We start from the raw sequence: 14,035 nt of genomic DNA on the forward strand, positions 1-14,035 counted from the left end.
TTCTATAGGTTAGGCGATCCTGTGAAAATTTTATAGTCATTGTAAGCGGAAGTAGCTTTAAACTCCTGCCCGTCTTTATAAAAGAAGCTGTTTTCATTAAAGCCGGCATAATCTGCCGGAAGCAGCTGATAGTGATCAAATACCGTTTTCACGATGGCATATTCTCCGTACTCCGCATTGACCTGGTCTGCATTGAGAGCAGTATTCTGGCCCATCAGCATGGCGGTCTTAACCACATACCGCATAGATGTAACATAGCCGGTCTTCTTTTCAATGCTCATATCCATTTCCCGGTAGGGCCCATCCGGCCCGAAATCGACGTGCAGGGTTTTAATGCCTCCCTGCTGGGTAATGCGGCAGCTTTTATACCCGGTTTTCTGCAGCACCGTGCGCATTTGCTGCACGGGGTCCAGCGTAGGGCCCAGCGCGGAAGGCTTTGACAGGTACATTACCTTGTCCTTTTTAAACAGGGTAATGCTATAATTTTTATTGGAAAAGGTTTCCACGCTATCGAGCCAATAGTGGTAGTTGGCGCCTGCATAAGCTATCCCTCCTGCTGCGGAATCCTGTACAGCACCGGGCTGCTTTTCGCTGGCATAGGTAATTCTCATGTTGAACGACAGGCTGCGGTTATAGATCTCCTGCATCTGTTTCATTTCAGCAAACAGTGCAGCAGTGTCGCTGGCATCCTGCGCTTTTACCTGCTGCCCAAGCACGGTGAGCAGCAATACTGCGGTCGTCAAAAATATCCTGCGCATTTTCATATCAATAAGTGTCAATATTGGGGTCCTGATCTGCTGCTTCTTTTATCAAAGCGCTCCTTGTTTCTTTAATTGTTTTCACGCCTCTTTCTGTTTCTTTCTTCACGCGGGTTAAAGTGCCGTCGTCATCATACTCATAGAAAGTAGCGTAGTTATTTTCATCCAGCTCGGCCATGAGGCGCAGGTTCTGCGCATCGTAAACAAATGATTTCATGTTGGCATTGTAAGGATGTATGCGGATATCATCAAAGTACGCTACACCTGTCGTATCCAGCAGGATCAGCGAAAGGGCCTCTGTGCCGTCTGGCAGATCCACCACCTGCTCAATACGCTGCCAGCCGTCTATGATGGCGCCTTTTGGACTTGCCGGATAGATAGCGCTACCGCTGGCGTCTGCGCCTTTCACTACTACTTTGATATAGCTATTGGTATAAGAAGTGCACTTACAATCCTGTGCTTCTTTTACCCAGGCGCTTACCACTGCTTTTTTGCCGGAGAGCAGTGACAGTGCGGGCAGCAGCACGTTTTTATTTGCTTTTACCTCTACCAGTAGCGAATCATAGGGCGGACATCCGTCTTCTACTTTAATGAAAGTGGGATCTGTTGGATCAGTGGCTGTTGCGGTTACCGGCATCATAATCGCGATGCTGTCTTTATCAGCATTGGTAACTTTCAGGCTGTACCTGCCTGTATGATATTCTGTATTAATGATCCTGGTGCTGGCGCCAGAAAGGTTAAACCGCCTGTCTACCGGGCATTTTCCGTCGTCGCAGTTGCTGCTGATGAATGCGTAGTCTTCAAATCCATCGAAAGTAGATTCACAGTAGCGGCTGTTCTGGACTACGGCTACCGGTACGGCGTTGTCATAACCGTAGATACCGGCGTTGTAACGGCCCAATGGGTCTTTATTCTCCAGTTCAAACCCTTTCTTATTGAAAAGCGTAGTTTGTGCGTTCCATACCCAGTTGGGGTCCGTTGTCTGTGCTTTCCAGCCGTCTGTTTGCTGTTGCCAGAAGGCCATAAAGTCGTTAAAGGCGCCATTCTTACGGATATTGGTTCCCTGGTTGGGGTCGGACTCTGCGCGCGAACCGTAATATGTATAGGTACGCACCGGCCGCCAGGCCCCCAGGAGCCCATAGGCGTAAGGGTTTACGCTGGTGTCTGTAACGGCGCTGTAACAGCTGGTGATGTAAGATGCCAATACGACGTTCACATCTGCAGTAATGGGCTGTTTACAGATATCGGAGCTGATGGTCACATGATAAACACCTCCGGTCTTTTCCGTGACGGGGCTTATGGTTGGATGATGTGCCTGACTGCTGAAATTATCGGGGCCTGTCCACTGATATGCGATGGCTGTAGAAGGCAGGTTGATCACGCTGAAACGCACCTCGTCGCCAAGGCAGTACTCCGCCTGGTTGGCAGTAGCTATTTCTGCGGTTGTGAGATCCACAATCTTAATTGCCTGCACTACGGAAGCGCCACACTCGTCCACTATCTGTATATCATAATTCTGATTCCTGGTCAATGTATAGGCGCCGCCTGATGCGGAGGTGCTGAACTGACCGCTGGTATTAGTTGCCAGGTAAGGCCCGGTAGCTCCGTTGCCTGCTGCGGCAAGCTTATAGGTATATACTCCGGTGGAAACCGTACTGCCGCCGATGCCGTAGACCCTGAGATATCCTGAGTCAGCCGGAAGACCCGGACATACCCATCCCATTGACCGGTTAACGTCTACGGTTAAGGGAGCAATCTGGAACACTTGCGTTTTTGTATTAACATCGGGACCGTAGTTAAATATGTATGACTGTGCGCCTATGCCAATAGTATACCAACCATTGGATGTGACGTGTATAGGGGTGCCTAAAGGCACGCCCGCATTGATGCCAAAACTGGTGGTAAAATAGACCGGGCGGCTGATGCCTTTGTACATGGCAGTTCCGGTAGGTGTAACGTCAAGCCCGTTACAGGTTTGTACGGGCGCAGGGATGCTCCAGTTGTAATTGTACACATCATCTTCTGTTACAGTGATCGGTAGCTCTGTGGTAGTACAACCATCTGACACCTTAAATTTGTAGGTATCCGGATAAAAAGGAACATCTCCGTTTGCGGCAAAGATCAAAGTATTAGCAACACCTGCGTCTGCGAAATCGGAATACTGATACGTAGACGGGCTTATCAGGTCAATGCGGGTTTGTGACGTAAAAGTCCCGATAGACTTATGAATACTAAAGCTGGCCGCTCTATGCCTTCCGTATGGCCCTTCAATAGCACCGGAGGTGATAGAATAACTTGCTATGGGAGGAGCCTGTAGAGACCAATTCGTATTCTGCAGGGTAAAGCCGTCTGCCGTGCTGGCCGTAACTGTGTAGCTGCCGTAGGCGAGCCCATTAACAGTCCAGGAAGTAGTATTGGTAAGCGTATCCCTGGAAATGCCGGTGCTATTATTGGTAACTGTAAAGTGAACAGGATAGCACAAAAAATCGTAACCAAAGCCAACAGACATATTAAAATCAATGTCGCAATTGGGTGAAGCCGAAATATTGAGGGTCGGCGTAGGTAAGGTTGTATTACTTTGTACTTCCTGCCCGCAGCTTGTCCTGATGTAAAAGGTCACTATCTTGCCGTACATATTCTTTAACGTTTGCCCAGCCGGCAATACCACGGTATCTATGGTACTGGCTATTGGTTTGTAGGGAAGTTTGGCGCCACCATCAAAGGAAACACTGTAACTGAGCGGAGTACCAGGAACATTGTAATCCTCAGTGACTATTTGCCATATCGGCCTTCCAACCGTAAACTGGTTACAGCCGGTTCCCAGTGCAGCCGGATAATTCCAGGAGAAAAGACCGGTAGACAAGGTCGGCGTTTTGGTCACTGTTACTGTCCGCGGAACAGCACCACTACAATCGTCGCTTATATTCAGCGAATAACTACCATCAGATAAATTATCGATCACATAGGTATTGCTGCTTGTAACAAAAGTTGTGGGGCCTGTATATGTTGCAGGCTTATTAGTGATATTAATTGTATAAGGAGCTTTACCGAATGAAAGGTTAACCAATATGCGGCCGGTGTAGCAGTTTTCCAATGTTCTACGGGAAACCACCGCATTGGCAGAAAAGGGCGCATAGAATCCCTGTACGGTGATCGTGGTGGATACAGAATCCGACGCACCATTGCACACGCCCAGCGCAACCACTTTATACTGATCGGGCGCAAGGTTTTGAAATACCGGGGAACTGCTTTCGGGCACTTCAAAGATCCTCGTCAAAGAGGTCAACCTATACCTGATAGTGCCTGTTATCGATCCGGCATTCACAAGCGTGGCCGTTACGGTACCATTAGCGAGGCAGGTAGAAGGCTCAGATGTGGCAGTAACACTCCAGCCACAGTTCTGCGCATGTGATCTGACCGCCGTCAGCAACAGCATTAACAACACCGGCAGAAAAGCTATATATGTTCTTTTATAAGCAATACTCTGTGTCATTGTTTCTTACTATTTTTTCCTGTAATAGCAGGTGTACACCAGCTTTACTGCCAGGTTTCTGTTAATGTCTTTATAAAAAGCTGCAGGCATATTCACCACCAGTGCAGATGATTGCTGCAGGCGGTAGGTATATTCAGTACCGGTCAAGCCGACCAATTCACGGCGGGAGGCCTGTTTCCTGAGCCGTTGCTGCGCCAGGCGAAGCACATCATCCTGCAGATATTGGAAGATGCCATTCTGCGGCAATACATAGTGGCCATGTTCCGTGCCTGAAGGCGATGTTATTGTACAGTCATGCTGCCCGAACCTGATACTCAGCGGTACAAAGGCGTTTATAGCCTTCATATCGTCCGGGGAAGTATATGTTTTTGTTTCCAGCAAGGTGTTTCCCTCCTGTGTAAGCAGTTTCGTTTCTACCTTTTCAATCAGCCATTCTCCATGCAAGCGCGCGGTATCAGACCTTTCCTGTGCCTGCAGGCCGCCGGCAGCGCCCAGGAGCATTGACAATACAATAAGGAATCTTTTTATGAGCATATTGCTTATTTTATTCGTTTGTGTTTACAGTTAGAAAGAGCATCTTGTCACTGACTTCTTCTTATCCTCCACCTGCCAGCTCTGTTTGTACTCTGTTACTGCCGCATTAATTATTTTGGAATCCTTGTTTATTATCAGGTTGTACTTGCCGCTAACATCTTTCTTCAGCGGGTTTAACAACATGGTGACTGAGCCTGCGCTCGCGGAGATGTTCTTTCTGCCGGAGCGGATCACTTTCAGGATGAGATCATTGCCGGAGTAAGGATTGCCGTCATGATCCATAAAGAAAAGGTCTGGTGTGCCGCCCTTGATGGCATTAGCATCCACCACCCATACTTTCGCCGTGCTACGGAAGCTGGCCAGCTGCGGATCACAGTCGCCATTAAAGTCGACCGCATTACGGGAATAAGCAATGATCTCATCACCCGAAGCGAAGTACTGTCGTACCTCTTCCGGTGTAAGGCCGGAAGTAATGCGTCCCTGCCTGATGTTAACACTGTCTGTTGTGAAACCGACGTTCTTATACGCCCCGCTCATACCGTCATACACCCAGGCGGCCGGATAATTGAACTGGTAAATAGAATCACCAAATTCATTCTGGACCGCAGAAAGCAGCACATCACCTGTCTCACCATCGTACAGCAGATTGCAGGTAGTTACCTTGCTGCCTTTATCAATGGCAATGGTACTATCCAGTATGCCGTGGCGGTTAATGATCTTGGTAGCAGCTGCCGAACGGAACAGGTTCTCCTCAGAGTTCGGCCTTGGAATGAGAGACAACCAGCTGAGCACCGGCGGCAGGGCAAAGGTGAATACGTCTCCGTTCACATTGGCGCTCATACCTTTGGTAACAGATGATTGTTCGCGCATGTCCATCATCAGCTCTATATCTTTTCCAATCACAGCTGTGGTGTCTATTTCACCCTGGGGGCTCATAGACAATACCGTATTGTTCAGGTGCTTGAATTCATCGGTTACATTATCTACGTGATAGTAGTTTTCTGTGTAAGAAATGGGATGCAGGCTGTCTGTTTCTGCATATACAGCATGACCCCTCGGTTTGCCATGCATATCATTCAGCTCAACTTTAAAGCCCTGGCTCATTACCAGGTGATTATGCGCATCTATCCGCAGCAGGTTGCCCAGTGCAGGCTTGTAAGTACGTTTGGTGCCGTTACCGCTGCCCAGTATAGAATGATCGGTAATGGTGGGGAAATCATACGCCGTATAGAAAGTGCTTTCTTCATATCCATTGGCAGAACGGGTATTCTTCGTTTTAATAGAACGCGTACGCACTTTACTATAGCCTACCGAAGCAGAGGGGAAGAAAGATTCTCCCAAAGGCTGTTCCACATAACCCATGTTGGTGGGCGCCAAGGCTGCCGCCTGCTCGGTATATTCGATCGGCAAGCGCCAGGGGTTCTCTTCATTACCCATCACAGGCTCATATGCAGCCACCCCGCTGCTGATTTCTACACTATCTCCGTGGATGGTCTTAATAGTAGTGTACAGGTATTCTGTACCGTAAGTGGATTCCTTTCTGGCTTTACCAGTCATGGCATTCCAGTTATCGTTGACCACGACACGTTTTACACGCAGGCCACCACCAAGCTTCTTGTAATTGGGCACGTTGAGCCTCACAAAGCTACGGCTCAGGTCTACATCCCTTGCCCATCCGTTGCTTCTGGCGATATTGTCAAAACCGGTGAACAGTTCTTTAATATTACCGGCCATTGAGAACAGTACTTTTACGCCGTCTACCAGGTCGAGGTTGTCTCCTACGTCTGATCCGGGATAGGCTTTGGAGGGCAGGTTAAGCCGCAGGAACTGTATAGCAGCTTTAGCCATAGGGCTCAGTGAACCACCTGAATTGCCGTTATTGTCTATGCCCTGTACCTGCGCCCAAATGATATTGGTGTTGGGAATGAAACCATACTCCCCTTTTACCAGGCGCACATAGCCGGATACATATTCGTACCCTCTTCCGAACTTATCTGAAGGCATTTTCACATTCAGACGGTAGAACATGGTATCGCAGCCTTCCAGGTATTTATAATATACCTCCTCTTTTGAATGAACTGGTTCCGATACGTTAATGGCGATGAACAGATTTTCTTTAAGACCACCATACAGACGGTTTGTCAGCATACCTGCAGCGGTAGGCTGTACCGGCGAGAAGCCTGCAACACTTGTCATCCTGGCGGCACGGCGATTCTGCACATAGGCATAATCATCGCTCTCATAGGTGATCGTAGTGCGGCCGCCTGAAGGGAGAATGATGGTATCCAGTGTCCATGCGGCAGCATTATAAGCTGCCTGTGCACTATCCTGCAAAGCGTAGGGAAATTCTGCGTTGGTGATCAGGTTTCCGGCAGAAGATCCCGGGTTTTGCAGTGCATTCTTATAATTACCCCAACGGTCATACGATTTTGTATTATAGTCGGGGTTGTTGGGATGATATTTGAATATGTAGGGATTTTTACGTCCTTTATTATTTCCGTTATAGGTGAACCAGATCCGCTTCAGCGTGAGCTTGCCGTTGTTACCCTTGGGTGCGTTGATACCTTTACACAGCTCATAAGAGTAATCAAAGTGCACGGTTTTTATCGGCTTGGCGCTGGTACCGTATTTCAGAAAATCGGCCTTTGTATACAGGTTGATCTCTTCGAGTTTCTGCGCCAGGTGGTACCCGGTATCTTTCACGCCTCTTTCATTGATAGGCGCCAGGTCTTTACGGGGGCCCAGCTTGAAAGTGGCTATCATATTCTTTGACACGATGGAATTGAGGTACCAGAGCTCTTTCTGACCGTATACGTAGCTGCCTTTAGCGTCGCGGGTATCTGTTTTCAGTCCCTGGTTAAAGTTGGCTGAATCTGAATAAGGCGTGCGCCATTCATATGGATTATACTGACCGGCTGTTTTGGTATAGTTGAACTTCACCGCATCGCCCAGGTCATCATCCGAGATACCATCGCCTGTAACGTCCACATAATCGGGAGATAGTACGCCGGTAAGCAGGAAAGAGTGTGCGTAAGGCGGCGTTTCCTCGCTGCTGAAATAGCGGTCGGTACCATTCATGTTTGTGGTAGAGTCGTCTCCGTCGCCTTTGTGGCCGGGATCCAGGCGGGAATCATATTTTGCAAGACCGGTTTCAGGATTGCCGTTCTCGTTCTTCACAGCGAAGCTTACTTCTTTCTGCTTCAGGTTGTAAACAGGTATGCCGTATACATAACGCTTGCCATCGTTATTGAGCACGGATATTTCCGACAGGTGATTGCTCTTGCGATAGTTGTTCACCCTTTTCTCTTTGTGCAGCGGGGCATTTGCCTCAGCAGGGAAGGTATCCAGTTTAGGTACCATATAGAGGTACTGCGTTGGCACGATCTCTTTTGGCTGGCCGGGGTAAGTCCAGCTGAATCCCATATTAGAACCTTCCATACCGCCACCGCCCCATTGGGTGTAATTTACCCGCAAACGATAAAAATGATCCTTCTCCAGCCATAAAGTCGGGGATGTTATATTCCAGTGATGCCCTTCATAAAGCGCATCTATCACGCGGATATCCTCGATCCAAACTTCTGCTCCGTCATCGCTGTCGGTGATAAAGGTATAGGGACCGGTTACCGGCGCTTTGAGCAGGCCAGACCACTTAATAGCGAAGCCGTTATCAAATTCCACCCAGCTGGGTGTGCCCGGAAGCTTATTCTTCAGATAATCTTTTGCATTGGGGAAAGCAGCATAAGGCTCAGGCCCTCTTGCAAACATGAAGCCGTACTTAAACGTCTGGTCGGCCCAGTATTCTGCCCACAAGCCTTTTCCTTCACCACTCAGCTCGTCCTCCGGGAACTTGTTATCACAGTTGCTTAACGTGTAAGTATTAAGGCTATAGTTCTCGATATATTTATTCATCGCCCCCATATCCGCATCTTCCGCGCTGAGATAGGTGATCAGCTGTGATCTTTTGTCGCGATGCTGCTTTATAGCGGTAGCAGGCGTTATTTTAATATCGCCTTTACTTTCACCACCGGCATACTTTGTCAAAAAGTTAGTGGTGGCAATATAAGATGAACCATTGTTCCCGGTTAATTTGGGCGCCACTACATCGTCATCCCCGATGGCATTGTAGAAGTCCCGGGTATTGATCGTCTTTTCGCCGGGGTTTTTAAAATAAACAGCTTCGTAGTTCTTATCAGATTTTGTGAATTGAATGGTCCTGGCCAATGGGTTCATCGCTTTCCAGGGGCCGCTGGTGGTGTTGGCCGAAGTGAAGTTGATGTCAACACCGCCGTGCACCAGGTCGCCACCGCCAAAGTCAACGCTGGCGCCGCCTGATTTATCTTTGGTGCGCATGGCGTGATCATACACATAGCCGATGTCGCTGCGGTAAGCGCGGAATGATCCGCCTGTTCCTTCGCCGGACATGCTGAACACGTCGTAGGTATAAGAGGGTATCGCAATATTGGGGATCTCGGGTTTGTCGCGGTAAACCATTTCTTTTTCCCGGTTAAAATCGAGCAATGCGCCCGGATTGCCGGTCCCATTCTGGTAGTTCAGATAGCCGAAGGCAGGTATACGCGTTCTTTTATCTTTGTCGTCTATATATTGTTTGGAAACATAACCGCTGATAAACAGGCTGGGGTGACCTACCTTTATTTCACCGCCAGTTTTTAATGTAACAGTGTACAGATAACTGGTATAGGGCAGGTTAATAGTAGGTGTGAAAGACGGATAGGCAAAAGAGAGACTACTGCTGAACAAGCCCAGGTTTGACCCCAATGGTTTGGTATCTGCAACCGCCTTGCCGGTCGCCTTTGCAACGGTCTCCAGTTTATACGTTTGGCTAACCCCTGCCGAGAACTGCAATGCTTTCATACCAGACCGTGTATTGTAGGACAGTCCTGTAGATACGCTGCCACTATAGCCGCCTTGTTCTTTCGTATCGGCGATAGCAAATGAATAAGACAGACTTGGAGACAGGGTAACACCGTTCTGGGAACTGCTGGTGAGCGACAGGCCGCCTGCGAGCGTGCCCGAGGAACTGGCGCCGGAGTTGATACCTGCACTGACACCGCTTTCCATTCCCCAGCCGCGATAATTGTTATGCAATACGCCCAATGAAACGCCGAGCGTCAATGGGAAACCAGCCAGCTCGAAATCTGCGCCCGCAGTCACACCGATCGTTTTGTTTTCCTTAATGCTCGCTGTTTTTATGATAGAGTCCGATGCTCCGCTGAAATCATCCGGCAAACCGCGCATGTTACGCGTGATAGTACCTGGGTTGATATTCCAGCCGAGACCCACCCAGCTGGCTTCCTGGTCCATGGTAATACCGCTGTTGTAACCGATGGCTACGGGGTAGCCGCCTACGTCTATCAGGGGAATGCTATAGTTGAGATCACCTGTGAACAGGTCCACCATATTGGCATTATTCACCGACTGGAAGGCCTGGCTCTCAGGCTGTGTAGGGCCGCCAATATCTTCCATTTTCTTTACGCTGCGCGGAACCGGTGCCGGGGCTGGCAATAAACCCTCCTTCACCACATTGCTATAATAAACCGCCCGGGGAGTACCCAAAGCATAGGAAGGGATGACCGTTTCGAAATAGATCAAAGCCAGCATTACGCACGCAATCTTTTTCTTCCCTTTTGCAACAAGAGCCAGTATCATTTCAGCTTTATTTATAGGTATAAAGTGTTATCTTATCTTTTTACAGTTAATCTTCACGGGTATAAATGAATTTCACCTGCCAGTATTCATTACGGGTGTTGCGCAGGCGGAAGAGGTAACTTTTTCCCACATCCAGGCCTCTTTTCAGCGGCACATCCAGTTTATTTGCTCCCCGTCTGACAGCTAAGGTTCCCGTAGTGACAACATCGTTGTTATTTTCCAGGGCAATCACTTCGTAACGCAGGGTACTGTCGGCAGTTTCATTATTATATTCACAATGCAGGCTGCTGCAGCTGATGACGGTTCCATCCAGTTCCTTTCTGAGCGCTACATATGCGCCGTTAGCGGCGTTCAGTGACGGGTGCACACCTTTTATGCGGAAAGTCCATACTTCGGTTTGAGCGGCAAACAGTGAGCCGTTACGCGCCACTACCGTCCATGCATATTGTCTGGCCGTATCCAGGGCTACAGCGCCTGCAGGATAGTTCACAAACATGTTCCTGAGGCGGGGCGCCCTGTACACCGGGATATTCGTCTGGATGGCTTCCTGCGCAGATTGCCCCGGGCGTACTTCTACAAGGGTCATTTCATAATTCAGATCATTAAACATATTCAGCGGCGCAGGCGGCAGCCAGGTGAACTGGGGCAGTCTTGACTCCAGCACGCTTTCATTGGCGGGTGTATTCAACAGGGGCGGGCTTACGGGTTCCACTGCAAAAGGGATACAATCCTCGCCGGGCTGATTGCCATCCTTATCGTTGACCACCACCAGGCTGTAGCAGGCCACATAGCTACCGGCAGGGAGCATGCCATTCACACTTCTGTCTATGGCTGCGGAGAGATATTCATATCTGTACCGGCATCACATCTCCTATGCGGAGCTGTTTGGCGCCTTTATTTAAAATGATGGTACGTGTGATGCCTGTAAGCACGGGCTGATTGGTCTGGGCATCCATCAGGCGCATGGTGATCTTTACATTCGACGGCCTGTCAACGGCAGACACCAATACGATATTCCACAGCTGGGCTTTCTGCAACACTCCTGCTGGTGGCAGCTGTACGGTCATACTTACCTGTGCGGCCGCACGAAAAGCCAGCATGGACAATACCAGGTATAGGTATAGGGATCTTTTCATAGTATCTCCTGTTTAAAATATCTTCGTATAAGTGAGGCGCCCTGTTTTGTTGGGCACCAGTTGTTTATTCACACCGGGCACAAATCCCTGGTCTGCCATCAATGCTATCTCACCGATCTTCGGAATGTTCACCTTTGCATTGGCCGTATAACCGGTTTGCTGCAAACGGTAGGTGGTCTGATAATTATATTTCAATCCTCCGCCCAGCTCCAGCCATGATGACACCCTGTATTGCAGGTTGCCGTCTGCCCCATATACTGCATAATCCTGGTTGGTGGCGGATGACAATCCCCCGTTAACAGTAAACTTACCCAGGAAAACTGTCTGGTTCAGCAGGAGGTTAGTACTGTTGAAGTATACAAACCCGCTGTCTGTTTGATGATTATAGAACCTGGTTCCGGAAAAGATCGTATTCATACTGATCCCCCGGTACTGGTAAAAATAGCTGGCGGTACCAACAAATGTATAGAACAGGTTCTCTATATACTTGTCATCGCTGAGCTTCATCAGCTGCGAGCTGGGAAAATATCCCAGGGAGAGCACCGGCCATTTCTTTCTGCGAAAAGTAGCCTGTATACTTTTGAAAATGGTGTTGCTGCGGTAGCTGGCATTTTCGAAAACACTGGTGTAAACATTCTGCCTGACAGACCCGGTAAGCGTCAGCTGCTGTTTGAAGAAGGGCTGTTCCGCCTTGATCATCCAGGCGCTTTGCGCAGAGCCGGTGGAGTACAGGCTAAACGATTGAAAATTGGCGCCCATGCGCTTAAACATACCGCTCAGACGTGTGCCGGTAAGCGGTACAAAAGACACCGCTGTTACGGCCAACGCTTCATTAGAGTGGTCGCTCATACTTACCATGCTGGCGCCCAGCCCCTGGCTGTGTGCTTCCCTTTTATAATATGGCATGGAAGATTTAGCCGCCTCTCCTATTATGTAGTTGTTCTTATTGATCTGCCACCTTCCTTCAAGGGACACTCCCATTATTTTATAGTCAGGCGCTTCCGTTGACACGCCTCCTGCGGAGGTATTAAAATTATACACCTGCTTTTTGCCAGTGTAAAAAGAGAGAATGACATTATTCCCTTCCTTCATACCGGTACCTACTCTCACCATGTTAAGATACTGACGCACCCTGTTGTCATTCACCACGAAATCGCGGAAGCGGTAATCCACCGCGCCTGTCGCAAATGCAACATAGTAAGACGGATTATACTCGGCCTGTACACCGGTGATGCTGATATTCTTTGCAGTCAGCTCAGAATAGTCTACCAGCGTTCTGCCGATGCCTACTGATCTAACAGCCAGCAGCGTACGGAACCCACGTGGCAGCACTGAATCGGGCAGGTGCATCGCTTCCAGGCTGTCCGCCAGCTCTTTATTGTTGCGGCTTTTCCTGAGCACGTCCATCAGCTGCTGTTTCCTGGCGCCTAAAAGCTGCCGTTTCCCGCGATACAGGGCTTCCCAATGGGCCAGTTCCTGCTGCAGGGAATCCAGTTTGGCGGCGTTTGCATTGTAAGTGTCTTTCACCTTACGGCTCAGGCTATCTGCTTTATCTTTCAGGGCGGTAAACTTGCCCAGGCTGTCGGGCATACCGGAATTCAGAGACAAACTATCTTTTACCTTTCCATACAACTTTCTTTCCCTTTCCTCGATCAGCTGCTGCAATGCAGAAGGACCGGATTTCCAGCTCTTCAAACGGTTAATTTCCTTCAGGCGTGCAGCTATACGCAGTTTCAGCTCTTCCAGCTCTTTCCACTGTTTTAACTGGCCGGCATCCCATTGCTGGGCGTTCTGCAACAGGATATTTTTGAAGTCGCGGTTGGTATATTGCATATTCGCTCCCGTCAGGTCGCGGAACAGGTATGAATTCCCTCTCATGGTAGAAAATGCTACTCTTACAGGATACCTGTCTCTTACGGTCACTTCCAGGGAAGTTTGCACCGTGTGCTGGTATATTTCTTTCTCCAGGTAAGGAGTGTCGGCATTTGACTGGTAGTAAAAATCGTACATCACATTTCCATGCACTACCAGGAAGGGTTTGCGTTGCGGCGTGATAACAGCCAGGTCTGCTGGTTTCCTTGGTTGATGTATCACCAGCGTTCTGACAGAATCATAATGTCTGGGGTAAGGAGGAATGGGAACAACTATCAGTGACTTGCATCCCGTTCGGGCAATAAAGTAAGTGCTGTCAATCATTTCCGGTCCTTCATCCCGGTGCGAGCCGTACACAATAACACCTGTATCCTTTGAAGAAGTCTGTGCTACCAGGGAGCTGTTCATAGTCAGCAGGCTACAAACAAAAAAGAATAACATTCTCACATATAGACTGGTTACTCCTGGTCTAATAACAGGCATAAGGACTCTTGTTACGGTTAACGGCTTGCAAGATATAAATCAGTTTTTAAGAATCATATTTTTTTCAGATGAAAAAATAGTGTTGACAGATA

At 48.8% G+C, this 14,035-nt stretch carries 7 protein-coding genes; all 7 read right to left on the reverse strand.

Features of this window, described 5'->3' with window-relative positions; translation table 11 throughout:
* Positions 1–2: 2 nt before the first annotated feature.
* The 7 genes from ACR9Y8_RS07250 to ACR9Y8_RS07280 are packed head-to-tail and all read right to left on the reverse strand — an operon-like array spanning position 3 to position 13,868.
* Positions 3–758, reverse strand: a complete 756-nt coding sequence (locus ACR9Y8_RS07250; protein ID WP_481212574.1) for a LolA3 family protein — start codon at positions 756–758, stop codon at positions 3–5.
* A gap of 7 nt (positions 759–765) precedes the next feature.
* The gene (locus ACR9Y8_RS07255) at positions 766–4,251 is read right to left on the reverse strand and encodes a carboxypeptidase-like regulatory domain-containing protein (protein WP_481212575.1); all 3,486 of its coding nucleotides are present in this window, start codon (positions 4,249–4,251) and stop codon (positions 766–768) included.
* Between the two features lie 9 nt (positions 4,252–4,260).
* The gene (locus ACR9Y8_RS07260) at positions 4,261–4,785 is read right to left on the reverse strand and encodes a hypothetical protein (protein ID WP_481212576.1); all 525 of its coding nucleotides are present in this window, start codon (positions 4,783–4,785) and stop codon (positions 4,261–4,263) included.
* A gap of 30 nt (positions 4,786–4,815) precedes the next feature.
* Complete coding sequence (locus ACR9Y8_RS07265; RefSeq protein WP_481212577.1) at positions 4,816–10,452, reverse strand: PA14 domain-containing protein; 5,637 nt, start codon at positions 10,450–10,452, stop codon at positions 4,816–4,818.
* 46 nt (positions 10,453–10,498) lie between these two features.
* Positions 10,499–11,269 carry a hypothetical protein gene (locus ACR9Y8_RS07270; protein WP_481212578.1) on the reverse strand — a complete coding sequence of 257 codons (771 nt, stop codon included), beginning with the start codon at positions 11,267–11,269 and terminating at the stop codon, positions 10,499–10,501.
* Positions 11,270–11,297: 28 nt separating this feature from the next.
* Positions 11,298–11,588 (reverse strand): hypothetical protein, encoded by a 291-nt coding sequence (locus tag ACR9Y8_RS07275; protein ID WP_481212579.1) that lies wholly within the window; start codon positions 11,586–11,588, stop codon positions 11,298–11,300.
* Positions 11,589–11,600: 12 nt separating this feature from the next.
* A complete protein-coding gene (locus ACR9Y8_RS07280; protein WP_481212580.1) occupies positions 11,601–13,868 on the reverse strand; it encodes a hypothetical protein in 2,268 nt (755 codons plus the stop codon).
* Positions 13,869–14,035: the final 167 nt, after the last annotated feature.

The organism is Chitinophaga sp. SVR4-12A, from assembly GCF_056754765.1.

Excerpts from the sequence above, each read along its gene's own strand:
- ACR9Y8_RS07250 (WP_481212574.1), bottom strand. The coding sequence starts at position 758 with ATGCGCAGGATATTTTTGACGACCGCAGTATTGCTGCTCACCGTGCTT.
- ACR9Y8_RS07255 (WP_481212575.1), bottom strand. The coding sequence starts at position 4,251 with ATGACACAGAGTATTGCTTATAAAAGAACATATATAGCTTTTCTGCCG.
- ACR9Y8_RS07260 (WP_481212576.1), bottom strand. The coding sequence starts at position 4,785 with ATGCTCATAAAAAGATTCCTTATTGTATTGTCAATGCTCCTGGGCGCT.
- ACR9Y8_RS07265 (WP_481212577.1), bottom strand. The coding sequence starts at position 10,452 with ATGATACTGGCTCTTGTTGCAAAAGGGAAGAAAAAGATTGCGTGCGTA.
- ACR9Y8_RS07275 (WP_481212579.1), bottom strand. The coding sequence starts at position 11,588 with ATGAAAAGATCCCTATACCTATACCTGGTATTGTCCATGCTGGCTTTT.
- ACR9Y8_RS07280 (WP_481212580.1), bottom strand. The coding sequence starts at position 13,868 with ATGAACAGCTCCCTGGTAGCACAGACTTCTTCAAAGGATACAGGTGTT.